Below are 22,814 nucleotides of genomic sequence, written 5' to 3'. Positions count from 1 at the left end.
TGCGGGGGGCTCTACGGGGGGACTGCGGGTGGTGCGGGCTGGTCACTTGATGAGGTAGATGGTCGCGAACAGCGCGATCCACACCACGTCGACGAAGTGCCAGTAGTACGAGGTCACGATGGCGGTGGTCGCCTCGTGGTGGCCGAACCGCTTCGAGGTGAAGGAGCGGCCCAGCAGGAACAGGAAGGCGATGAGGCCGCCGACCACGTGCAGACCGTGGAAGCCGGTGGTCAGGTAGAACACCGAGCCGTACGGGCTGGAGGAGATGGTGAGGCCCTCGTGCACGAGCTCGGCGTACTCGAAGACCTGCCCGCCGATGAAGAAGGCGCCCATGATGTAGGTGAGCGTCATCCACTCGTTCATGCCCCAGCCGCGCACGTTGAGCAGCGAGCCGGAGCGGACCGGCTGGAACCGCTCGGCGGCCCAGACGCCCATCTGGCAGGTCACCGACGACAGCAGCAGCACCGTCGTGTTGATCGCCGCGAACGTGACGTTGAGCTTCTCCGTCTGGAGCGCCCACTCCTCCGGCACCGTCGCGCGGAGGGTGAAGTACATGGCGAACAGGCCCGCGAAGAACATGAGCTCCGAGGCCAGCCACACGATCGTCCCGACCGACACGGGGTTCGGTCGGTTGACGCTCACGTGGGGAGCGGAGGCGGGGGCAGCCGTTGCGGTCGTCACGCCTGTCAGTATGGCTTATGACGGCTGTGCGTGGGTCCTTAGTCCCCGTACGTCGCCGAGGTTTCTGTCACATCGTCACCTCGTTCCGCGCGTTCGTGGGCAGGTCGGAGCGTCGCGACCGGCGTGTCGGCCGTCGTGCCAAGATGCAGGGCAGGGACGCGCGCGACACGTCCCCCCGCACGAGCGAAGGACCACCATGGCCGCTGACGCCACCCCCGCCGCGCCCGCCGAGGGCCCGCGCATCCTGCTCTACAGCGACGACGTCGACACGCGCGCGCAGGTGCGCCTGGGCGTCGGCCGCCGGCTCGGCCGCGGCGCGCCGGACATCCGGTGGAGCGAGGTCGCGACGCCGGAGGCCGCGCTCCAGCAGGCGGAGACCGGGACCTACGACCTGCTCGTGCTCGACGGCGAGGCCGCGAAGGTCGGCGGCATGGCGCTCGCGCGCCAGGTCAAGGACGAGGTGTTCCGCTGCCCGCCGGTGCTGGTGCTGACCGGCCGGCCGCAGGACGCGTGGCTCGCCGCCTGGTCCGACGCGGACGGCGTCGTCTCCCAGCCCCTCGACCCGGTCGAGCTGCACGACGCCGTCGTGGGCCTGCTCGCCCGGACCCCCGCGGCATGACCGAGCAGGTCACCTGGTCCGACCTGCTCACCACGCTCGTCGAGGGCCGGGACCTCGACGAGGCTCAGACCGCCTGGGCCATGGACGAGATCATGTCCGGCTCCGCCTCGCCGGCCCGCGTGGCCGGCTTCCTCACCGCGCTGCGCGCCAAGGGGGAGACGGTCGCGGAGCTGACGGCCCTGGCCGACACGATGCTCGCGCACGCCCTGCGGTTCGAGGTGCCGGGGCGGGCGGTCGACATCGTCGGCACCGGCGGCGACCGGGCGCACACCGTGAACGTCTCCACCATGGCGTCCGTCGTCGTCGCGGGCACGGGCGTGCGCGTGGTCAAGCACGGCAACCGTGCCGCGTCGTCGTCCTCCGGGTCCGCCGACGTGCTCGAGGCCCTGGGCATCCGGCTCGACCAGACCCCCGAGCGCGTCGCGCAGCTCGCGTCCGAGGTCGGCATCACGTTCTGCTTCGCCCTGACCTTCCACCCCGCGATGCGGCACGTCGCGGTCGCGCGGCGGGACCTCGGCATCAAGACGGTGTTCAACTTCCTCGGCCCGCTCACCAACCCGGCGCAGCCGGCCGCCGCCGCGATCGGCGTGGCCGACGCGCGGATGGCGGGCCTCGTCGCGGGCGTGCTCGCGCGGCGCGGCACCGAGGCGCTGGTGTTCCGCGGCGACGACGGGCTCGACGAGCTCGCGCCGACCGGGACGTCGCACGTCTGGCACGTGGAGGGCGGCGTGGTGACGGAGCACGTGCTCGACCCCGTGGCCGACCTCGGGCTCGCGCCCGTGACGGTCGCGGACCTGCGCGGCGCGGACGCGGCGTTCAACGCGGGCGTGGCGCGGGCCGTGCTCGCGGGCGAGGCGGTGGCGTCGCGGGAGACCGTGCTGCTCAACGCGGCGGCGGCGCTGGTCGCCGACGGCAGCCTGCCCGGGACCGGGGCGTCCGGGGGCGACCTCGTGGCGCGGCTGCGCGCGGGGCTGTCGCACGCGGCGACGGCCGTGGACTCGGGCGCGGCGGCGGAGGTCCTGGAGCGCTGGCGCGCGGCCTCGGCCTGACGCGCAGGGCGCGGGCGGCCTGCGGCGGCCCGCGCACGGCGGCCTGCCTGCGGCGGCCCGCCAGCGCCGCGACGGCCTGCCCGCGCCGCGACGGCCTGCCCGCGAGTGCCTATCGGACACGTCGAGTGCACACTCGCGCGTCGGGGCTCGCCACGCTGCCCTCGCTGACCGAGCAGCCGACGCGCCGAGCGAGCATCCGTCGGCTACTCGCTCGGCGCGTCCGCTACCCGCTCGGCGTCCGGGCGGCGCCGGGCGATCAGTCCTCGATGCCGAGGGCGAAGGCCTGCTCGAGGTCGTGCTGCGAGTAGGTGCGGAACGCGATGAACGTCTGCGTGCGGACGACGCCGTCCACCTTGCTGACCTTGTCCGCGATGATGTCCGCCAGCTCCTCGTGCTCGCGGACGCGCACCATGGCGATGAGGTCGACGCCGCCCGTGACGGAGTAGACCTCGCTCACGCCCGGGATGTTGGCGATGGCGGCGGCGGCCTCGGGGATGCGGTCGGCGTCGGTGTCGATGTGCACGATGGCGGTCAGCATGACGCCATCATGCCGCGCCGGCGGCTCCCTCGGCGGGGTCCTCGGGCCCGTGCGTCGCCGCGCCGGTCCGGCGCGGTGCGTGCAGGTCGGCCGCGCGGGCCAGCCCGGGGAGGTCGCGGAGGTCCGGGAGGCGCGCGCCGAGCCCGGAGGCACCACCCAGGCCGAACCCCGCGCCCGCCTCGGCGGCCTCGGCCGTGAACCGGGCGTCGCGCTCCGCCCACCCCGGCGCCGCCGTGCCGTCCCCGGCCACGGCGTCCACCGCCTCGCCCAGCGCGGCGGCCGCCTCCCGCCCGGCCGCGACGGCGTCGGCGGGGTCGGTCCGCGCCTGCGCCGAGCGCACCGGGTAGGCCCACGGCTCGCTCACGCTCACGATCCGCACGCCCGGCCGGCCGAGCCACGCCAGCACGAGGTCGGCCTCCTCGGGGTGCCCGGCGGGTGCCGGCGCGACGGGCGGCGCGACGTGCTCGCCGGTCACCCGCAGCGACTCGACGGCGGGCATCGGGTCGCTGCCCCGCGGCACCAGCGCCGTCCCGGCGAGCCGCCCGTGCCGGACGAGCACGACCTCCCAGCCGCCCGAGTCCGTGCGCCGCGCCGCGACCAGCTCCGCGCACGCCGCGAGCGGCGCCAGGCGCTGGGACCGCGCCGAGCCGCGCAGGAACGCCGCGAGCCGGTCGCGGACCGTGACGGCCTCCTCGAACCGCTCCCGGCCCACGAGGGCGTCGATCCGGGCGGTGTGGGCGCCGACGACCGCCGCCGGGTCGGCCAGCATCGCGTCCCGGACGGCCGCGACGGTCTCCGCGTACTCCGCGGCGGCCTCCGGGCGCACGCACGGCGCGGGGCAGCGGCCGATCTCGGCGAGGTGGCACGCGCTGGCCCCGGGCGCCGGGACGAGCGGCAGCCGCGCGGTGCACCGCCGGATCGCGAACGCGTCGTGCAGCGCCTCGACCGCGGACTGCGCGGCCGCGCGCGACGCGAACGGTCCGATGTGCGTGGCGTCGTCGCGGACCTCGCGCACGACGGACAGCCGCGGGAACGCCTCGGCGGTGAGCCGGACCCACGGCATCCGCTCGGGGGAGCGGGACCGGCGGTTGTACCGGGGGTTGTGCTCGGCGATGAGCCGGAGCTCACGCACCTGCGCCTCCAGCGGCGTCGCGCACACGACGGGCGTGACCGCCTGCGCGATGCGCACCATCTCCCGCATCCGGGACCGCTTCTCGGCGGCCGTGAAGTACGACCGGACGCGCTTGCGGAGCGACGTCGAGGTGCCGACGTACAGCACCTCGTCCTTCGGCCCCCGGAACAGGTACACCCCGGGCAGGTCGGGCAGGCCGTCGGCGAGCGTGCGCTTGCGCCGCACGTCGGCCGGCACGGCGTCCGCGGCGGTGGCCAGGTCCTCCAGGTGCGTGATGCCGAGCGGCGCGAGCCGGCCGAGCAGGGCGTGCAGCACGTCGACGGTGGCGCGGGCGTCGGCGAGCGCGCGGTGCTCGGGGGTCGTCGTCGCGTGGAACAGGCCGGCCAGGGTGCTGAGCTTGTGGTTCGGGGCCTCGTCCCGGGTGACCACGCGGCGCGCCAGCCGGACGGTGTCGACGACGGGGAACCCCGGCCACGCGTGCCCGGTCTCCGCGGCGGCGGCCTTGAGGAAGCCGACGTCGAACGGCGCGTTGTGCGCGACGAGGACCGAGCCGCGGGCGAACTCGAGGAACGAGGGCAGCACCTCGGCGATCCGCGGGGCGCCGATCACCATGGCCGTCGTGATCCCGGTGAGCACCTGGATCTGCGCGGGCACCGGGCCGCCCGGGTCGACGAGCGTCTGGAACTCGCCCAGCACCTCGCCGCCCCGGACCTTGACCGCGCCGACCTCGGTGATGGCGGACGCGCCGGGCGCGGCGCCGGTGGTCTCCAGGTCGACCACGACGAACGTGACGTCGTGCAGCGGGGTGCCGATGTCGTCCAGGGTCACCTGCACGGGCCGGCCGGTCTGCGGCGCCGCGAGGTCGGGGCGGGGCGGGACGGGAGACCGGTGGACCATGCGCCGCACGCTAGCCGCGCCCTCCGACACGCCCCGGCGGTCCCGGCCCCACCTGCGGACCCGTAGGGTGACGCGCATGCCCGAGCCCGCTCCCGACGCCGTGCCCGCGGCCGTGCGCGCCGCGGTGCTGCCGCTGGCCGCGGAGGTGCTGGGGGCGCTCGACCCGGGCGCGGTCCCGGCGTCGCTCGCCGCCGTGCGCCGGTTCGCCCCGCGACGCCGGGTGACCGCCGGGGCCGGACCGCTGTGGCTCGCCGTCGAGCGCGACGACGCGTTCCGCGCCCGCGTCGCGCGGGCCTGGTCGCACGCGCACCCGGACCTGGCGGCCGACCTGCTCGCCGACCCGCCCGCGCCCGGCGTGCCCGAGGCCCGGCTCGACCTCGCGGTGGGCGCCGCGCTGCTGCGCCCCGACGGCTGGGAGGCGCGGCTCTCGGCGCTCGGCACGCCGCCCGCCGGCGACGACGAGCCGGCGCAGCCCGACGCCGATCACGCGCACCGCGCCCACCGCGCCGAGGCCGAGGTCCGCCGGCTGGCCGCCCGGCTGACCGCCGAGACCGAGCGCGCGGACTCCGCCGAGGCGGAGCTGGTCTCGCTGCGTCGCGAGCTGCGCCGGCTGCGCTCCGACGCCGACCGGTCGCGCTCCGAGGCCCGCCGCGCCGCGGAGCACGCCGCCGAGGTCGCGGCCGCCGCCGAGCGCGTGCACGCCGAGACCGCCAAGGTGCGCGCGTCGGCCGACGACGACCGGCGCCGCGCCGAGGACCTGGCGCGCGTCGCCCGGGAGGACGCCGCGGCGCTGCGGGAGCTCGCCCAGGTCCGGGTCCGGCTGCTGCTCGACACGCTCGTCGAGGCCGGGTCGGCGCTGCGCGAGGAGCTCGCGCTGCCGCCGGCCGGCCGCATGCCCGCCGACCTGGTCGCGCCGCCCGTGCCGGCGCCCGGGGGAGCGGGCCCGCGCCCGACGTCCCGCGGTCGGTTCGCCGACGACCCCGCGCTGCTCGACGACCTGCTCGCGATGCCGCGCGCGCACCTGCTGGTCGACGGCTACAACGTGTCCAAGCTGGCCTGGCCGGACCAGCCGCTGACCGAGCAGCGTCGCCGGCTGACCGAGCGCCTGGCGACGCTCGCGGGCCGTACGGGCGCCGAGGTGACGTGCTGCTTCGACGGCCGGGAGTCCGAGGCCTCCGGGCGGGCGCCAGCCGCCCCGCGCGGCGTGCGCGTGCTGTTCTCCCAGGGGGAGATCGCCGACGACCTGCTGCGCCGCCTCGTCCGCGCCGAGCCGCCGGGTCGGGTGGTGGTGGCCGTGACGAGCGACCGGGCGCTGGGCGCCGACCTGGAGGCCGCGGGCGCCCGCGTGCTCCCGTCCGCGACCCTGCTGGCCCGCCTCGGCCGGGTCTGACGGCGCCTGGCCCCGGCGCACGCGGAAGTGCCCGCGCTGCTGCCGGCCGTGCAGCCGCTTCGGCGCGCGCCCGATGCGCCGAGGTCGTCACACGTCGGCGAGGTCGTCACTCGTCTGCGCCGACCTCGCCCACGTGTGACGACCTCACCGACCTCACCGGCCCACCGGCCGGCCGCCCGCTCAGCCCGCCTGGTCGCCCGCGTAGATCGCCTCGACGTCCGTCGCGAAGTCCTTGAGGACGTGCGTCCGCCGGACGCTCAGCTTCGGCGTCAGGTACCCGCCCGCGATCGTGAGGTCCCGGTCGAGGATGCGGTACCGCCGGATGGACTCCGCCCGGGACACCGCGCGGTTGGCCCGCTCGACGCCCTCGTCGATCGACGCGAGCACGTCCGGGTGCGCGGCGGCGTCCGCCACGGACAGCTCCGGCAGGCCGTGCGCCGCGCACCAGCCCGGCAGCCCCTCGGCGTCGAGCGTCACCAGGGCCCCGATGAACGGCCGCCCGTCGCCGACGACGACCACCTGGCTGATCAGCGGGTGCGCGCGCAGCCGGTCCTCGAGCACCGCGGGGGCGACGTTCTTGCCGCCCGCGGTCACGATGATCTCCTTCTTGCGCCCGGTGATCCGCAGGTACCCGTCCTCGTCGAGCGACCCGAGGTCGCCGGTGCGGAACCAGCCGTCGTCGAACGCCTCGGCGGTCGCGACCGGGTTGCCGTGGTACCGCCCGAACACCTGGTGCCCGCGGACCTCGACCTCGCCGTCGGCGGCGATCCGGACGGCGGTGCCGGGCAGCGGCGGGCCGACGGTACCGATGCGGGTCTTGCCCGGCATGTTCACCGTGGCGGGCGCGGTGGTCTCGGTCAGGCCGTAGCCCTCGAGCACCCGGACGCCGATGCCGCGGAAGAAGTGCCCGAGCCGCTCGCCCAGCGGGGCGCCGCCGGAGATCGCCCACTCGATCTGCCCGCCCATCGCGGCGCGCAGCTTGTGGAACACCAGCCGGTCGGCGACGGCCCGCTGCGCCCGCAGCCCGAGGGACGGCCCGCCGGCGTCCAGCGCCTTCGAGTACGCGATCGCGGTGCGCGCGGCCCACTGGAAGATCTTCAGCTTCCCGCCGGCCGCGGCCTTCTGCTCCGCCGAGTTGTAGACCTTCTCGAACACCCGGGGCACCGAGAGGATGAACGTCGGCCGGAACTCGCCCAGGTCCTGCAGCAGCTGCTTGGTGTCCGGCGTGTGCCCGAGAACGGCGCCGGCGGGCATGCAGAGCACCTCGACGAACCGGGCGAACACGTGCGCCAGCGGCATGAACAGCAGCGTCCGCGCGCCGGGGGTCGCGACCACCTCGTGCAGGCCCTCGACGGCGTTGCGGGCGAGCACCGCGAAGTTGCCGTGGGTCAGCTCGACGCCCTTGGGGCGGCCGGTCGTCCCGGAGGTGTAGATGATCGTCGCGAGGTCGTCCCGGCCGGCGTGCCGGCGCAGCCGGTCCACCTCCGAGTCGGGCACCGCGGCGCCCTCGGCGGCCAGGGCGTCCACCGCGCCGCCGTCGATCACGAGCACGTCCTGCAGCAGCGGCGCCTCCGGGCGGACCTCGGCGACCGTGGCGGCGTGCTCCGCGGTCTCGACGACCAGCAGCGTCACAGCGGCGTCGGTGAGGATCCAGTGCACCTGCTCGGCGGACGAGGTCTCGTAGACCGGGACGGGGACGGCGCCGGCGCTCCACAGCGCCCAGTCGAGCACGGTCCACTCGTACCGGGTGCGGGACATGATGCCGACCCGGTCGCCCGGGCGGACGCCGCGCGCGACGAACCCGCGCGCCACGTCGCGCACCCGGCGGTCGAACTGCGCGGCGCTCACCGTGCGCCAGGACGTCGTCCCGGGCGTCTTGTACTCCATCAGCGGGCCGTCGCCGGTCTCGGCCACGCGCGTGGCGAGCAGGTCGAGCAGGTTCTCCCGCGGCCCCGCCTCGATGAGCAGGGGTGTGCTGAACTCCTCCATGGCTGGCTCCGTTGTCAGGCGTCGGAAGGGTGTCAGGAGCATAGGGGACTTTCGTCCCGGTCGCGGCGCCCGACACGTCCCCCGAGCGGGTGGCCGGCGCGTGCGCCGGTGCGAGAACCGCCCGCGCGCTGGGAGCGTGTGCAGAGAAGGCCGCCCAGCACGCTAGCGTGGGGGCGCACGCGCGCAGTGTCGCCGCCGCGGCACCGGTGCAGCGTCCCGGTCCGGCGGTCCTCGCGGGTGCGCCACGCAGAGATCTCACGCGGAAGCAGGGAAGCATGCACGCCATCGGTGTGGACATCGGCGGGACGAAGATCGCCGCCGGTGTGGTCGACGAGGACGGCCGGATCATCGCGAAGACGCGTCGCGACACCGACCCCCGCGACTCCGGGAGCGTCGACCGCGGCGTCATCGAGGCCTGCCAGGAGCTCGCCGAGCAGTACGAGATCGGCGCGATCGGCCTCGCCGCCCCCGGCTTCATCGGCACCGACCAGGCCACCGTGCTGTTCACCCCGAACCTGCCGTGGCGCGAGCACCCGCTGCGCGACATCGTCGCCAAGGAGCTCGGCGACGAGGTCAAGATCGTCGTGGCGAACGACGCGAACGCGGCCGGCTGGGCCGAGTTCCGGTTCGGTGCGGCGCGGGACGAGCAGGACATGCTGCTGCTCACGATCGGCACCGGCCTCGGCGGCGCCATCGTGGTCAACGGCGAGCTCGTGCTCGGCGCCTGGGGCGTCGCGGCCGAGGTCGGCCACATGCGCGTCGTCCCCGGGGGCCACTACTGCGGCTGCGGGCACGAGGGCTGCTGGGAGCAGTACGCCTCCGGCAGCGCTCTGGTGCGCGACGCGCAGTCCGCGCTCATCACCGAGCCGGCCCGCGGCACCCGGCTGCTGGAGCTCGCCGGCGGCGACGCCGACGCGCTGACCGGCCCGCACGTCACTCAGGCCGCCCAGGAGGGCGACCCGCTGGCCGTCGAGCTGCTGGCCGAGCTCGGCCGGTGGATCGGCGAGGGCTCCGCGTCCGTCGCGGCTCTGCTGGACCCCTCGATCGTCGTCATCGGCGGCGGCGTCAGCGCCGCGGGCGACCTGCTGCTGGCCCCGGCCCGCCGCGCGTTCCTCGACCAGCTGTCGGCGCGCGGCCACCGCCCGGAGGCGACGTTCGCGCTCGCCTCGATGGGCAACGACGCGGGCATCGTGGGCGCGGCGGACCTCGCGCGCCGCTGAGGCCACCCGCACGTCCGCGACGGGCGCGCCGGAGCCGGGGGAGACCCCGCGCTCGGCGCGCCCGTCGCGCGTCCGGGTGCGTCAGACGACCGCGCCGTCCGAGTCGTCGTGCTCCGTGTCCCGCCGGTGCGGCATCCGCCAGAGCAGGACGACCAGGCCCAGCACGAACGTCACCACCGACGCCTGCATGACGACGGGCGGCGCGTCCCGCCAGAAGATCAGCACGACGAGCCACACCACGGGCATGAGCGCGATCGCCAGCCACGCCATCGTGAGCAGCGGGTCGCCGCCCAGCACCGGGCCCGGGTCCGGCGGCCGGAAGTGCTCGGCCTCGTCGACCCGGCGCTCGGCCTCGTCCATCTGGTCCGTTGCGTCCCAGTCGCGGCCGGACAGCGGCGGCGTGCCGGGGTCCGGGGGACCGGCCTCGGCGGGCGGCGCGGGCTCCTCGCGCGCGGGACGCACGACGCGCCGGTCGGTCACCCACGGCGCGACGGGGTAGGTTACGGCGGGACCGGACGACGTCCGCGGGTCGTCCTGGCCTGCGGCGGCGGCCGCCGGCGGCTCCGCCGGCCCGGTCGGGTCCGAGTCGCCGCGGGGCTCCCCGACGGTGGGGGGCCCCCGCTCCTTGGTGGGGCGGGCGCCGGGCGGGTCGTGCGGCCGGTCGGCGCGCGGGGCGTCGGGCTCGGCGCCGTCGGGCGACGGGTCGGGGCGGTCGGGACGCGGAGCCATGGCAGCACTCTAGAGTCGGCTAGGAGCGCCGGGCACCCGACGGGTGCCCGACGGCCCGCACGACGAGGGCGAGAGGTGGCAGGTTGTTCTACTGGTTCATGAAGCGGGTCCTGGTGGGCCCGCTGCTGCACCTGCTGTTCCGCCCGTGGGTGCGGGGCGCGGAGCACGTGCCGAGCAGCGGCGCGGCGATCCTGGCCAGCAACCACCTGGCGGTCGTCGACTCGTTCTTCCTGCCGCTGGTGCTGGACCGCGAGATCGTGTTCATCGGCAAGAACGAGTACTTCACGGGCCGCGGGCTCAAGGGCCGGCTCACCGCGGGCTTCATGCGCGGCGTCGGCACCATCCCGGTCGACCGCTCCGGCGGCAAGGCCTCCGAGGCGGCCCTGCGCACCGGCCTCAACCGGCTCGCCGAGGGCAAGCTGTTCGGCATCTACCCCGAGGGCACCCGCAGCCCCGACGGCCGCCTCTACCGCGGCAAGACCGGCGTGGCGCGCATGGCCCTGGAGTCGGGCGCCCCGGTCATCCCCGTCGCGATGGTCGACACGGACAAGGCGCAGCCGCTCGGCCAGCGCCTGCCGCGGCCGCGGCGCATCGGCATCGTCATCGGCGAGCCGCTCGACTTCAGCCGGTACAAGGGCATGGAGAACGACCGGTTCATCCTGCGCTCGGTGACCGACGAGATCATGTACGCGCTCATGGCGCTGTCCGGCCAGGAGTACGTGGACATCTACGCCGCGACCCAGAAGGCGCGCATCGCCACCGGGCACCCCGCGGCGACCGGCCCGGCGGCCCCCGAGCCGACCGCGCCCGGCGGCCGGGCCGTGCCCGATGTCCAGCCTCCGGTCCCGCCGGAGGAGGAGTCCGCGGCTCAGTAGGATGAGCCGCGTCCGTCGCGCACCGCGCGGCGCGACCCGAGGACCTCGGTCCCGGGTCCGGTCCCGCGGGGTGCCCTTCAGTGGCCCCGGGGCTGGGATGACCCAGCTGTGCTGTTCTATCGAGAGGTGTGTCTCATGTCGGTTCGTCGCGTCGCGCTCCTGACCGCGGGTGGCTTCGCTCCGTGCCTGTCCTCGGCCGTCGGTGGCCTCATCGAGCGCTACACCGAGATCGCCCCCGAGGTCGAGATCATCGCCTACCAGCACGGGTACCACGGGCTCCTGCGCGGCGACAAGATCGTGATCGACGCCGAGGGCCGCGCGCAGGCGCACCTGCTGCACCGGTTCGGCGGCTCGCCGATCGGCAACTCGCGGGTCAAGCTCACCAACGCGGCCGACTGCGTCAAGCGCGGGCTGGTCCAGGAGGGCCAGGACCCGCTGCAGGTCGCGGCCGAGCAGCTCAAGGCCGACGGCGTCGACGTGCTGCACACCATCGGCGGCGACGACACCAACACCACCGCGGCGGACCTCGCCGCGTACCTGGCGGACAACGACTACGGCCTGACCGTCGTCGGCCTGCCGAAGACGATCGACAACGACGTGGTGCCGATCAAGCAGTCGCTCGGCGCCTGGACCGCCGCCGAGGAGGCCGCCGGCTTCGCCGCGAACGTCATCGGCGAGCACCGCTCCGGCCCGCGCATGCTCATCGTGCACGAGGTCATGGGCAGGCACTGCGGGTGGCTGACCGCCGCCGCGGCCGCCGAGTACCGCAAGTGGCTCGACCGCCAGGAGTGGGCCCCGGCCCTCGGCCTGACGCGCGAGCGCTGGGACGTCCACGCCGTCTTCCTGCCCGAGCTCGCCCTCGACATCGACGCCGAGGCCGCGCGCCTCAAGGCGATCATGGACACCCAGGGCAACGTCAACATCTTCCTGTCCGAGGGCGCGGGCATGCACGAGATCGTCGAGCAGCTCGAGGCGTCCGGCGCCGAGGTGCCGCGCGACCCGTTCGGCCACGTCAAGCTCGACACGATCAACCCGGGCCAGTGGTTCGCGAAGCAGTTCGCGGAGAAGCTCGGCGCCGAGAAGGTCATGGTCCAGAAGTCCGGCTACTACTCGCGCGCCGCGGCCGCGAACGCCGAGGACCTGCGCCTCATCAAGTCGATGACCGACCTCGCCGTCGAGTGCGCGCTGCGAGGCGAGTCCGGCGTGATCGGCCACGACGAGGAGGACGGCGACCGCCTCAAGGCCATCGCGTTCCCGCGGATCGCCGGCGGCAAGGCGTTCGACGTCTCGCAGCCGTGGTTCGGCGCGATCCTGGAGGGCATCGGGCAGCCCCTGGTGCCCGCGACGGCGCACTGATGAGCGTCGAGGCGGACCCGCGGGTCCTGCAGGGGCTCGAGGCCTGGCGGGACCTGCCCGTGACGCAGCAGCCGGCGTGGCCGGACCGGGACGCGCTCCAGCGCGTGACCGACCGGCTCGCCGGGCTGCCGCCCCTGGTGTTCGCGGGGGAGGCCGACGCGCTGCGCGGCCAGCTCGCGGCCGCCGGGCGCGGCGAGGCGTTCCTGCTGCAGGGCGGCGACTGCGCCGAGACCTTCGCCGAGGCCACCGCGGACAACATCCGCGGCAAGATCATGACGGTCCTGCAGATGGCCGTCGTGCTCACGTACGGCGCCAGCCTGCCCGTCATCAAGATGGGCCGGATGGCCGGGCAGTACGCGAAGCCGCGGTCGTCGGACTCCGAGACCCGCGACGGCGTCACGCTGCCCGCGTTCCGGGGCGACATCATCAACGGCTTCGAGTTCACCCCCGAGGCCCGCACGCCGGACCCCGAGCGGCTGCTCGACGCGTACCACACGTCCGCGTCGACGCTGAACCTGATCCGCGCGTTCACCACCGGGGGCTTCGCGTCCCTGCTGCGGGTGCACGAGTGGAACCGCGGGTTCACCGCCAACCCGGCGTACGCCCGTTACGAGGAGATCGCCGCCGAGATCGACAGGGCCATCCGGTTCATGGCGGCGTGCGGCGCCGACTTCGACGCCCTGCGCACCGTCGACTTCTACGCGAGCCACGAGGGGCTGCTGCTCGACTACGAGCGGCCCCTCACCCGCATCGACTCGCGGACCGGCCTGCCGTACGACTGCTCGGCGCACTTCCTCTGGATCGGGGAGCGCACCCGGCAGCTCGACGGGGCGCACGTCGACTACTTCAGCCGCGTGCACAACCCGCTCGGCATCAAGCTCGGCCCGACGTCCACCGCGGACGACGCGCTGCGCCTGATCGACAAGCTCAACCCGAGCGCCGAGGCCGGCCGGATCACGTTCATCACCCGCATGGGCGCCGGCAAGATCCGCGACCTGCTGCCCTCGCTGGTGGAGAAGGTCACGGCCGACGGCCGCCCGGTCACCTGGGTGTGCGACCCGATGCACGGCAACGGCATCACGTCCGCCTCGGGCTACAAGACCCGCCGGTTCTCCGACGTCATGGACGAGGTCGCCGGGTTCTTCGAGGTGCACCGCGCGCTCGGCACCGTGCCGGGCGGCCTGCACATCGAGCTCACCGGGGACGACGTCACCGAGGTGCTCGGCGGCGCCGAGGAGATCGACGACGCCGGGCTGGCGCGCCGGTACGAGACGCTGGTCGACCCGCGGCTCAACCACCAGCAGTCGCTGGAGCTCGCGTTCCAGGTCGTGGAGCTGCTCCGGCGCTCCTGACCCCCGCGCGCGACGACGGCCGCCGACCCCTTCCGCCAGGGACGGCGGCCGTCGTCGTGCGGGGCGGGCGTCAGGCCGCGCGCTGGTTGAACCGCAGCATGTTGCCCGACGGGTCGCGGAACGCGCAGTCCCGCACGCCGTACGGCTGGTCGATGGGCTCCTGGAGCACCTCGCCACCGGCGGCGCGGATGTGCTCGAAGGTCGCGTCGACGTCGTCGGTCTGGAAGATGACGCCGCGCAGCAGACCCTTGGCGAGCAGCTCGGCCATGGCCTGCTTGTCGGCGTCCGACGCGCCCGGGTCCGCGAGCGGCGGCTCGAGCACGATCGTGACGTCCGGCTGGTTCGGCGGGCCGACGCTCAGCCACCGCATCCCCTCGAACCGCACGTCGTTGCGCACCTCCAGGCCCAGCACGTCCCGGTAGAACGCCAGGGCCAGGTCGTGGTCGTGCACGGCGATGAAGCACTGCTGCAGCGTGATGTCCATGGCCGTCACGCTAGAGGGACCGGGTCGCGCGGCGCTTCTCCGTTCCTGACCGGTCGGGTGCGGACCTTCGCGACGCACGCGGGAACCGCCGCGCCGGCGTCGTGCTGCTGCGCGCGGTAGGCGGACGGGCTCATCCCCACCAACTCGGAGAACCGCGCGCTGAAGGAGCCCAGGGAGGTGCAGCCGACCTCGACGCACACGTCGGTGACGCTGAGGTCGCCGCGCCGCAGCAGGGCCTTGGCCCGCTCGATCCGCCGGGTCATCAGGTACCCGTAGGGCGTCTCGCCGTACGCCGCGCGGAACGACCGGGAGAAGTGGCCGGCGGACATCAGCGCGTCGCGCGCGAGCGTGGGGACGTCGAGCGGCTGGGTGTAGTCGCGGTCCATCCGGTCCCGCGCGCGGCGCAGCCGGACAAGGTCGTCCAGGGACGGATGGGGCACGTCGCGCCTCCTCGCTCGCCGCTGCGGGGGTCTAGACGACCGTCAGCGTGATCGTCGTGCCCTTGGCCACCTGCTGCTCGGCCGGGACGCTCTGGTCCCGGACGGTGCCGAACAGGCCGCCGAGCACGTTGCGCCGCTCCGCTTTCAGCCCGAGCGCCTCCAGCGCGGCGGCCGCCTCGTTGTACTGCTTGCCGGTGAGGTTCGGCATCGCGACCGTCTCGGGGCCCTTCGACACCTGGAGCGTGACGGTGTCCGTGCGCTTGCCCTGGGCGCCGCCCTCGGGGCTCTGGGAGATGACGCGGCCGGCCTCGACGGTGTCGCTGAACGCCTCCTCGGGGGCGACGACCAGCCCGAGGCCCTCGAGCTGGGCGGTCGCCTCGTCGAGCGTGGCGCCGACGACCGAGACGACCCGGACGGGCGCGGGGCCGTCCGACAGCGTGAGCAGCACGGTCGAGCCGCGCTTGAGGCTCTGGCCCGGCTCCACGGCTCTCCCGTCCGCGTCCGTGACGGAGAGCACCGAGCCGATCGCGGCGCCGTCGTCCCAGTGGTCCCCGTCCACGTAGTCGGTCTCGAGCCCGGCGGCGGTGAGCGCGGCCTCGGCGTCGGCCTGCATCGTCCCGACCAGGGTCTCGGCGGGCATCGCCACCAGGTCGACGCCCTTGGACACCGTGAGCGTGACCGTGCCGTCCTTGCGGACCCGCTCGCCGTCCCCGGGGTCGGCGGAGACGACGTCGCCCGAGGGCACGGTGTCGTCGAAGGCGCGGACGACGTCGGACGCGAGCTCCGCGGCGTCCAGCGCCCCCAGCGCGTCGTCCTCGGCGAGGCCGGAGACCGCCGGCACCGTGGTGTACGCGCCCGGGCCGACCGCCAGGTACCACCAGGTGCCGCCGCCGACCGCGGCGAGCAGCAGGACCGCCGCGACGACCCAGCGCCATGGGCGGCGCCGCCGGGCGGTCGCCGCGGCGGGGGAGCCGGACACGGTCACCGCGCCGATGGGCAGCGCGACCGTGCGGCCGGGCGTCTCGAGCCGGGTGGTGGCGTCGCCGGGCTCCGCGGGCTCGTCGGCCGGGTCGCCGGCGGCGCGCGCGCCGACCGCGGAGGAGCCGGTGTCCTGCTCGGGGTCGGTGGCCTGGGGGAGGGACACGACGGGGTCGCGGTCCACCCGGCGCGCGAGCGTCGCGGGGTCCAGCGCGGTGCGGGTGCGGCGCAGCAGGGCCAGCGCGGCCCCGGCGTCGGCGGGGCGGTCCTCGGGCTCGCGGGCGGCCAGCGCACCGACCAGCTCGTCGACCTCGACCGGGAGCCAGGAGGCCCCGTCGGCGTCGGACGGGGCGGGCACGTCGTTGTTGACGTGCTGGAACGCGATCTGGATGGGCGTCTCGCCGGTGAACGGCTGCGCACCCGTCAGCATCTCGTAGAGCAGGACCCCAGTGGCGTACACGTCGGTGCGGGCGTCGCTCTCGCCGCGGACGACCAGCTCCGGCGACAGGTAGGCGACCGTGCCGAACACCGTGCCGGTGGTCGTCGACGTCACCTCGGTGACCGCCCGGGCCAGCCCGAAGTCGGCGACCTTGATCCGCCCGTCCGTCGCCATCAGCACGTTCTCGGGCTTGACGTCGCGGTGCACGAGGCCGGCGCGGTGCGCGGCGCCGAGCGCGTCGAGGACCTGCTCGGCGACCCCGAGCGCCTCGCCCACGCTCAGCGAGCCGCGCTCCGAGAGGTGCCGACGCAGGTTGACGCCGTCGACGTACTCCATCGTCAGGTACGAGGTGTCGCCGTCGAGGCCCTGGTCGTACACGCCGACCAGGCCGGGGTGGGTGAGCCGGGCCGCCGCGCGCGCCTCGCGCCGGAACCGCGCGACGAAGTCGGCGCCCGCCCGGCCCTCGGCCAGGTGCGGGTGCATGACCTTGAGCGCGACGTCGCGGTCGAGCCGGCGGTCGACCGCGAGGTACACCGTCGCCATGCCGCCGCGCGCGATGCGCTGGACGACCTCGTAGCGCCCGTCGACCAGGCGGCCGACGAGCGGATCGGTGACGGTGGCTCCCACGGGCGGCATTCTACGGGCGAGGACGCCCCGGACCCCGGAGGCCCGCGGTCAGTAGCGCGCCATGTGCGTCTGGACGTTCGCGACGTACCGGCGGGTGTCGCTGAACATGCCGTTCCGCTTCACCGAGGACGCCCCCTGGTAGTAGGACGCGACGGCCGTCGACAGGTCGGGCGACGTGCGGACGAGCTGGCGGATGATCGCCACGCCGGCCACGACGTTGTCGTCGGGGTCGAGCAGGTTGAGGTCGCGGCCCACGAGCTGCGAGGCCCACTCGCCGGAGCTCGGGATCACCTGCATCGTGCCGATGGCGTTCGCGGGGGAGACCGAGGTGTGGTTGAAGCCGGACTCCTGGAACGCGATCGCCTGCGCCAGCGCCGGGTCGACGCCCATCGAGCGGGCCGTCGCGGCCACCTTGGCCTGCATCGCGGCCTTGGACGGCACGCCCATGGCGATCAGCGCGGCCTTGTTCGCGTTCGCGGAGGCGACGACGGTCGGTGCGTAGGTGCGGCCGAGGAACGTGTTGCCCACCAGCTGCGCGCCGCCGGTCGCGGCCGGGGCGGCGGCCGCCGCGGCGCCGGACGCGCCGGGGATCGTCAGGGTCTGGCCGACGCGGATGAACGCGCGGGAGTCGAGCCCGTTGGCGGAGGTGATCGCCGCGACCGTGGTGCCGTAGCGCTTCGCGATGGCCGAGACGGTCTCGCCGGAGGCGACGGTGTGCTTGCCGCCCGCGGAGGTGGGCGCGGCGGCGGCGGTCGTCGCGGCGGCGCCGGACGCGCCCGGGATCGTCAGCGTCTGGCCGACGCGGATGAACGCGCGGGAGTCCAGGCCGTTCGCGGAAACGACCGCGGCGACGGTGGTGCCGTAGCGCTTCGCGATGGCGGACACGGTCTCGCCGGAGGCGACGGTGTGCGCGCCGCCGGTCGCTGCCGGGGCGGCGGCCGCCGCGGCACCGGACGCCGTGGCACCGGCCGCGCCCGGGATCGTCAGGGTCTGGCCGACGCGGATGAACGCGCGGGAGTCGAGCCCGTTCGCGGACGTGATCGCCGCGACCGTGGTGCCGTACCGCTTCGCGATGGCGGACACGGTCTCGCCGGAGGCGACCGTGTGCGCGCCGCCCGCGGAGGCGGGCGTGGCGGCGGTGGTGGCCGCTCCGCCGCCGGCGGTCGGGATCGTCAGGCGCTGGCCCTCGCGGATGAAGGCGCTGCCGTTCAGCCCGTTGGCGCTGCGCACCGCCGTCACGCTCGTGCCGTACTTCGCGGCGATGTGGCTGACGGTGTCGCCGGAGCGCACCGTGTACTGCTCGTCGGCGTGCGCGGCGGGGGCCGCGGCGGTGGCCGCGACCGCGGCGATGGCGAGCGCGCCGGTGCTGGTGGCGAGGCGCCGACCGCGGCGGCCCGCGGCGCGGGCCGGGGCGCCGAGGGCGCGCGCGGCCTGGTCCGTGAGGGCGAGGGCGGGCTGCGACATGGTGGGGACCCCTGGTGCTGAGACGGCGTGGTGCGGTGGCGGAACGCGCCGGCGGCGCGTGACTGGTGTGACTCGTGTGACTGGAGTGACCAGTGCGACGGTAGTGCACGTCCTGTGGCCTGGGAAGCCGGGGGCGCCATTTGGTGCAATGACCAGGACATTTCGGACGCATTCCTCACGCCCCCGGGCGAGCGCGCTGCACCACCAGGGTGAACGGGGGACGGTGCGCGCGCCGGGCCCGCGCGTCAGTACGCTGGCCCGCGTGACTGCGCAGATCCCCGATGACCTGGTCGACTCCTGGCTGACCGTGCCGGACGTGGCGGAGGAGCTCGGCGTCGACGCCGGGAAGGTCCGCCGCCTGCTCAAGGAGCGCCGCCTCGCCGGCGTCCGCCGCGGCGACCCGCCCGTCCTGAGCATCCCCGCCGCCTTCCTCGTGCCGGTCGACGCGCGGAACCCCGCCACCGCGCCGGAGGGATACGCCGAGGAGGCGCCCGAGGCGCGCTCGGCCGTGCTCGCCTCGCTGCAGGGGACGCTGTCGGTGCTCGGGGACGTCGGCATGCCCGACGCCGAGGCGATCGCCTGGCTGTTCACGCCCGACGAGTCGCTGCCGGGCCGGCCGGTGGACGCGCTGCGCGCGGGCCACAAGACCGAGGTGCGGCGCCGGGCGCAGGCGCTGCTCTGACGCGCGCGCCGGCCGCCGGGCTCAGGCCCGGCGGTCGACCGCCGCGTGGCCGAGGGCGACGAGCATCGCCCGGCCGTCCTCGGTGAGCTCCGCCCGGGCGAGCGCGGCGAACCCGCGCGCGCTGAGGTCGGCGATGAGCCCCTCGACCTCGGCCACGGCGCCGCTGGCCTCGATCCGGGCGGCGAGCGACCGGCACGCCTCGTCGTCGAGCGTGCGGTCGCCGAGCCCGGTGTGCAGCGCGCCCGCGAGCCCGGCGTCGCCCGCGGCCCGCGCGCGGGCCATCGCCCGCGCCACCAGCACGGTCCGCTTGCCCTCGCGCAGGTCGTCGCCCGCCGGCTTGCCCGTCGTGGCGGGGTCGCCGAACACGCCGAGCAGGTCGTCCCGGAGCTGGAACGCCTCGCCGAGCGGCAGGCCGTACGCGGCGGTGGCGGCGAGCGCGTCCTCGCCGGCGCCGGCGAGGACGGCGCCGAGCAGCAGCGGGTGCTCCACGCTGTAGCGCGCCGCCTTGGCGACGATGACCTCGCGGGCGCGCTGCTCGTCCGCCGCCGGGTCCTCGCCCCAGGGCAGCACCTCGGCGAGCAGGTCGAGGTACTGCCCGACGGTGACCTCGGTCCGCATCCGCTCGAACACCGCGTGCGCGGCGGCGCGCCGGTCCGCCGCGAGGTCCGCCACTGCGCGCGCGAACTCCCGCTCGCTCGCGACGAGGGCGAGGTCGCCGAGCAGGATCGCCGCGGACTCGCCGAACCGGTCGGGGTCGCCGGACCAGCCCTGCTCGGCGTGCCGGGCGGCGAACCGCCGGTGCGCCGCGGGCTGCCCGCGCCGGGTGTCGGAGTCGTCCATCACGTCGTCGTGGAACAGCGCCGCCGCCTGGAACAGCTCGAGCGCCGCCCCGACGCGGAGCACCACCTCCGCCTCGGGGGAGTCGGGGTCGCCGCCGTGCGCGCGCCACGACCACCAGCAGAACGCCGCCCGCAGCCGCTTGCCGCCGCCGAGCATGTGGCTCAGGCCCTCGGCGAGCGGCGCCGCGCCCGCGCCGGACCGGACGAGCTCGGGCAGCAGCGCCTCGACGTGCTCGGTGAGCAGGGCGTCGACCCGGGTGCGGAGGTCCTCGGCGTCGACGAGTGCGGGGGCGGTGCTCACCCGGCGAGCCTAGGGCCTCACAGCCGGACGGTCCCGCCCAGCGTGAGCGTGCGGACGCCGTCGCGGTCGAGCACGCCGAGCGTCAGCAGCTCCGCGGCGCCGTCCCCGCGGACGAACGTCGACGTCGCCGCCAGGCCGGTGGAGCCGGGGTCGACCACCGTCTCGGCGAAGCCGGCCGCGACCAGCTGGTCCCGCACCGCCTGGACCAGCTGGTCCGTCGCGAGCGGGCTGCGCAGGTTGAGGCTGATCGTCGTCAGCCCGGTCGCCGCGTCGGTGTCGGCGCTCGAGACCAGGATCTCGCTGCCCTCGGGCGGGGACACCAGGTCCGACGGGAACCCGGCCGCCAGGTCGCCGACCGCGGACCCCGTCGACGTCGGGCTCGGCAGGAGCGACTCGGTGGGCGCCGGCGCGGGTGCCGTGGCGGCGCCGGTCGCGGCGGTGCCGGTCGGCCGAGCGGCGTCGTCGTCGCCGGTGCAGCCCGCCGTGCCGAGAGCCACGAGGGCGAGGAGGACGACGGCGGCGGGACGGCGGAGCACGGGCGCCACAGTAGCGCCGCTCGGTGAGCGGGTGCCGAGCCCTCCACAGGCACGGAGGTGGTGCGCCGTCCCCAGGGCGGGGCCGGTGGCGCGGCGGGTGATGCCCGCGGTGCGGTCGGGTGGGGCCATGACGACCACAGCGCCCCGGCCGGGCTCCCGGCCCGACGACCCTCCCGCCGACGCCCCCGCCGCCGGCCTCTCCGACCCCCGCGCCACGCTCCGGCTCGGGCACCCCCGCGAGCTGCTCGCGCTCGTGCCGTACCTGCTCGGCTTCCCGCCGCGGGACTCCGCCGTGCTCGTGTCGCTCCGGCCGCCGGGCCGCCGGCTCGGGGTCGTCGTGCGCACCGACCTGGCCGACGTCGTGGGACCGGACGGCGCGCTGCTCGCCGACTCGCTCGCGGGTCATCTGCGCGCGGACGGCGCCGCGGAGGTCGTCGTCGTCCTGCACGCGGGGGAGGGCGACCCGCGCGACCCCGACCGCGGCCTGCGGGTCGCCCGCGGCTCCCGTGCCGGGCGCGCCGCGGACGTGCTCCGGCGCGCCGTCGCCGACCTCGCGCCGCTGACCGTCTGGTCCGTCGACGAGGGGCGCTACGTCGGGCTGGACTGCCGGGACCCCGGCTGCTGCCCGGTGGGTGGCCACCCGCTCGCCGACCTGTCGGGCGGGGAGCTCGCGGGTCGGCTGGTCGGCGCCCGCGGAGGGGTGGCCGGGTCGCGCGAGGAGCTCGGGCTGGTGCGCCCGGCGGCCCCCGGCCCGCGCCGGTCCGCCGCGGCCGCCCGGTCGCGCTGGCTCGACGCCCTGCTGCGCGCCGACGGACCGGACGCGGTCCTGCGCTGGCGGCGGCGGTCGCTCGACGCGTGGCGGACCGCGGCCGGCGCGAGCCAGGACCCCCTGGGGCCGCGTCCGTCCGCAGCGGTGCTCGGGCGGCTCGAGGCCGCGCTGCTCGACCCGGTCGTGCGCGACGCCGTCGTGCTGACCCTCGTCGACCCGGACGACGCCGGGCTGCCGGAGGCGGTGCTCCGCACCGGTGTGGCGGGCCCGGGCCTCCCGGGCGTCCCGGGCGGCCCGGGGCCGGGTGAGGACCAGTGGCCCGAGGAGGCCGGCGAGCAGGTCCCGGGCGCGGAGGGCGGACGGGTCGGGGACGGCGCCGACCGCGGGTCCGGGCCCGACGCCACCGACGTCTCCGACCGGGTGCGCGCCGCGCTCGACCTGGTGGTCGACCCCGTCCGGGGCCGTGAGCCCCGCGAGGACGTCACGGCGGCGGGGCGGGCCCTCCTCGAGCAGGTCGTCGCGCACGGGCGCCGCGACCAGCAGGCGCCCGCCCTCACCGTGCTCGCCCTCCTGGCGTGGTGGGACGGGGACGCCGTCCGGGCCTCGGTCCTGGTCGAGCGGGCGCTCGACCAGGACCCCGGTCACCGGCTCGCCGAGCTGCTCGACCGGGCCCTCGGCGCAGGGCTCCCGCCCGGGTGGGTGCGTCGCCGCTGCTGAGCGCCCCGCGGCCGGTCGTGCGCCCCGACCCCTTCCGGTACGGTCGGACCACGGTCCACGGCCCGCACCCGCGCGACGGCGCACCGGTGCGCGCCCGAGGACGCACAGCGCACGTGCGAGGAGCACACATGAGCATCGTGGTCGGGTACCTGGCGACGGTCGAGGGGCGTGCCGCCCTCGCCGCGGCGACGGGCGAGGCGGTCCGGCGGTCCGAGCCGCTGGTCGTCGTCGTGAGCGAGCGCGGGGACGAGACCGACGAGCAGCGGGCCGAGCTCGCCGCCGCGCTCGACGAGGTCCGCGCGTCGCTCGAGTCGGAGGACGTCCCGCACGACGTCCGCGTCATCACCGGCGGGCGCGACGTCGCGGAGTCGCTCATCGGCACCGCGGAGGAGACCGACGCCACCCTCATCGTCATCGGCCTGCGCCGGCGGAGCCCGGTGGGCAAGCTCATCCTCGGCGCCAACGCGCAGCGCATCCTGCTCGACTCCCCGTGCCCGGTCCTGGCGGTCAAGCCCGACCCGAGCTGACCCGGGGCTCCGGGCACGCCCCGGCACGTCGGCGCCGACGCGCCCCGGCACCTCGGCGCCGACACGCCCGGGTGCCCGGGACACGCCGGGACCTGCGACCCGCGCACCTCCGACGCCCGCCACGGGAATCCGTGGCGGGCGTCGTGCGTTGAGCACCTACGACAGGTCATCCGGCCTGCCGGAC

General features: G+C 76.0%; 21 protein-coding genes. 10 read left to right on the top strand and 11 right to left on the bottom strand.

The window, feature by feature from the left end; genetic code table 11:
* Positions 1-42 precede the first annotated feature (42 nt).
* A complete protein-coding gene (locus tag KVT14_RS00835) occupies positions 43-690 on the bottom strand; it encodes a heme-copper oxidase subunit III (protein WP_210417475.1) in 648 nt (215 codons plus the stop codon).
* A 187-nt stretch (positions 691-877) separates the two neighbouring features.
* Here KVT14_RS00835 and KVT14_RS00830 point away from each other — a divergent pair, with 187 nt between their 5' ends.
* The gene (locus KVT14_RS00830) at positions 878-1,300 is read left to right on the top strand and encodes a two-component system response regulator (protein ID WP_217613900.1); all 423 of its coding nucleotides are present in this window, start codon (positions 878-880) and stop codon (positions 1,298-1,300) included.
* Positions 1,297-2,349 (top strand): anthranilate phosphoribosyltransferase, encoded by a 1,053-nt coding sequence (gene trpD / locus KVT14_RS00825; RefSeq protein WP_217613899.1) that lies wholly within the window; start codon positions 1,297-1,299, stop codon positions 2,347-2,349. The genes KVT14_RS00830 and trpD overlap by 4 nt, the downstream gene beginning before the upstream one ends.
* 256 nt (positions 2,350-2,605) lie before the next feature.
* On the opposite strand, the gene KVT14_RS00820 is transcribed toward trpD, so the two are convergent.
* Together KVT14_RS00820 and KVT14_RS00815 are read right to left on the bottom strand one after the other, a co-directional pair.
* Positions 2,606-2,887 carry an Lrp/AsnC family transcriptional regulator gene (locus tag KVT14_RS00820; RefSeq protein ID WP_217613898.1) on the bottom strand — a complete coding sequence of 94 codons (282 nt, stop codon included), beginning with the start codon at positions 2,885-2,887 and terminating at the stop codon, positions 2,606-2,608.
* A gap of 7 nt (positions 2,888-2,894) precedes the next feature.
* The gene (locus KVT14_RS00815; protein ID WP_217613897.1) at positions 2,895-4,916 is read right to left on the bottom strand and encodes a DEDD exonuclease domain-containing protein; all 2,022 of its coding nucleotides are present in this window, start codon (positions 4,914-4,916) and stop codon (positions 2,895-2,897) included.
* A gap of 76 nt (positions 4,917-4,992) precedes the next feature.
* Here KVT14_RS00815 and KVT14_RS23085 point away from each other — a divergent pair, with 76 nt between their 5' ends.
* The gene (locus KVT14_RS23085) at positions 4,993-6,306 is read left to right on the top strand and encodes an NYN domain-containing protein (RefSeq protein ID WP_217613896.1); all 1,314 of its coding nucleotides are present in this window, start codon (positions 4,993-4,995) and stop codon (positions 6,304-6,306) included.
* Positions 6,307-6,486: 180 nt separating this feature from the next.
* Here KVT14_RS23085 and KVT14_RS00805 read toward each other — a convergent pair whose 3' ends face one another.
* On the bottom strand, positions 6,487-8,295 hold the full coding sequence (locus tag KVT14_RS00805) for a long-chain fatty acid--CoA ligase (protein WP_217613895.1): 1,809 nt from the start codon (positions 8,293-8,295) through the stop codon (positions 6,487-6,489).
* A 275-nt stretch (positions 8,296-8,570) separates the two neighbouring features.
* Between KVT14_RS00805 and KVT14_RS00800 the strand changes: the two genes are divergently transcribed.
* Complete coding sequence (locus KVT14_RS00800; RefSeq protein ID WP_217613894.1) at positions 8,571-9,515, top strand: ROK family glucokinase; 945 nt, start codon at positions 8,571-8,573, stop codon at positions 9,513-9,515.
* A gap of 81 nt (positions 9,516-9,596) precedes the next feature.
* On the opposite strand, the gene KVT14_RS00795 is transcribed toward KVT14_RS00800, so the two are convergent.
* Entirely contained in the window at positions 9,597-10,244 is a 648-nt protein-coding gene (locus KVT14_RS00795; RefSeq protein ID WP_217613893.1) for a hypothetical protein, read from the bottom strand.
* An 83-nt stretch (positions 10,245-10,327) separates the two neighbouring features.
* Here KVT14_RS00795 and KVT14_RS00790 point away from each other — a divergent pair, with 83 nt between their 5' ends.
* The 3 genes from KVT14_RS00790 (at position 10,328) to KVT14_RS00780 (ending at position 13,827) form a co-directional block, all read left to right on the top strand.
* Positions 10,328-11,119, top strand: a complete 792-nt coding sequence (locus tag KVT14_RS00790; protein ID WP_240934046.1) for a 1-acyl-sn-glycerol-3-phosphate acyltransferase — start codon at positions 10,328-10,330, stop codon at positions 11,117-11,119.
* A gap of 135 nt (positions 11,120-11,254) precedes the next feature.
* The gene (locus tag KVT14_RS00785) at positions 11,255-12,475 is read left to right on the top strand and encodes a pyrophosphate--fructose-6-phosphate 1-phosphotransferase (protein ID WP_166940381.1); all 1,221 of its coding nucleotides are present in this window, start codon (positions 11,255-11,257) and stop codon (positions 12,473-12,475) included.
* Positions 12,475-13,827 carry a class II 3-deoxy-7-phosphoheptulonate synthase gene (locus tag KVT14_RS00780; RefSeq protein ID WP_217613892.1) on the top strand — a complete coding sequence of 451 codons (1,353 nt, stop codon included), beginning with the start codon at positions 12,475-12,477 and terminating at the stop codon, positions 13,825-13,827. Before KVT14_RS00785 ends, KVT14_RS00780 begins: the two co-directional genes overlap by 1 nt.
* 70 nt (positions 13,828-13,897) lie before the next feature.
* On the opposite strand, the gene KVT14_RS00775 is transcribed toward KVT14_RS00780, so the two are convergent.
* From KVT14_RS00775 to KVT14_RS00760, 4 genes are all read right to left on the bottom strand, one after another.
* Positions 13,898-14,311, bottom strand: a complete 414-nt coding sequence (locus tag KVT14_RS00775) for a VOC family protein (RefSeq protein WP_217613891.1) — start codon at positions 14,309-14,311, stop codon at positions 13,898-13,900.
* Positions 14,312-14,316: 5 nt separating this feature from the next.
* The gene (locus KVT14_RS00770) at positions 14,317-14,697 is read right to left on the bottom strand and encodes a helix-turn-helix transcriptional regulator (RefSeq protein WP_217613990.1); all 381 of its coding nucleotides are present in this window, start codon (positions 14,695-14,697) and stop codon (positions 14,317-14,319) included.
* 85 nt (positions 14,698-14,782) lie between these two features.
* Positions 14,783-16,804, bottom strand: coding sequence for a Stk1 family PASTA domain-containing Ser/Thr kinase (pknB, locus tag KVT14_RS00765; protein WP_254630129.1), 2,022 nt, complete (start codon positions 16,802-16,804; stop codon positions 14,783-14,785).
* Positions 16,805-16,843: 39 nt separating this feature from the next.
* Positions 16,844-18,259 carry a LysM peptidoglycan-binding domain-containing protein gene (locus tag KVT14_RS00760; protein WP_217613889.1) on the bottom strand — a complete coding sequence of 472 codons (1,416 nt, stop codon included), beginning with the start codon at positions 18,257-18,259 and terminating at the stop codon, positions 16,844-16,846.
* A 262-nt stretch (positions 18,260-18,521) separates the two neighbouring features.
* On the opposite strand from KVT14_RS00760, the gene KVT14_RS00755 reads away from it, so the two are divergent.
* On the top strand, positions 18,522-18,941 hold the full coding sequence (locus tag KVT14_RS00755) for an Rv2175c family DNA-binding protein (RefSeq protein WP_308160795.1): 420 nt from the start codon (positions 18,522-18,524) through the stop codon (positions 18,939-18,941).
* Positions 18,942-18,962: 21 nt separating this feature from the next.
* On the opposite strand, the gene KVT14_RS00750 is transcribed toward KVT14_RS00755, so the two are convergent.
* Together KVT14_RS00750 and KVT14_RS00745 are read right to left on the bottom strand one after the other, a co-directional pair.
* Positions 18,963-20,081: a polyprenyl synthetase family protein gene (locus tag KVT14_RS00750; RefSeq protein ID WP_217613887.1), complete on the bottom strand. Its 1,119-nt coding sequence runs from the start codon at positions 20,079-20,081 to the stop codon at positions 18,963-18,965.
* Positions 20,082-20,098: 17 nt separating this feature from the next.
* A complete protein-coding gene (locus tag KVT14_RS00745; protein WP_217613886.1) occupies positions 20,099-20,617 on the bottom strand; it encodes a hypothetical protein in 519 nt (172 codons plus the stop codon).
* 127 nt (positions 20,618-20,744) lie between these two features.
* On the opposite strand from KVT14_RS00745, the gene KVT14_RS22160 reads away from it, so the two are divergent.
* Together KVT14_RS22160 and KVT14_RS00735 are read left to right on the top strand one after the other, a co-directional pair.
* Positions 20,745-22,103: a DUF4192 domain-containing protein gene (locus KVT14_RS22160; protein ID WP_254630128.1), complete on the top strand. Its 1,359-nt coding sequence runs from the start codon at positions 20,745-20,747 to the stop codon at positions 22,101-22,103.
* Between the two features lie 128 nt (positions 22,104-22,231).
* Positions 22,232-22,630, top strand: coding sequence for a universal stress protein (locus KVT14_RS00735; protein WP_217613885.1), 399 nt, complete (start codon positions 22,232-22,234; stop codon positions 22,628-22,630).
* The last annotated feature ends 184 nt before the right edge of the window (positions 22,631-22,814 follow it).

The organism is Cellulomonas sp. GbtcB1 (assembly GCF_019091725.1).
In the GTDB taxonomy this organism is placed as follows: domain Bacteria; phylum Actinomycetota; class Actinomycetes; order Actinomycetales; family Cellulomonadaceae; genus Cellulomonas.
The sequence above is the reverse complement of the archived record's forward strand: the minus strand, read 5'-3'. Positions and strand labels throughout refer to the sequence as shown.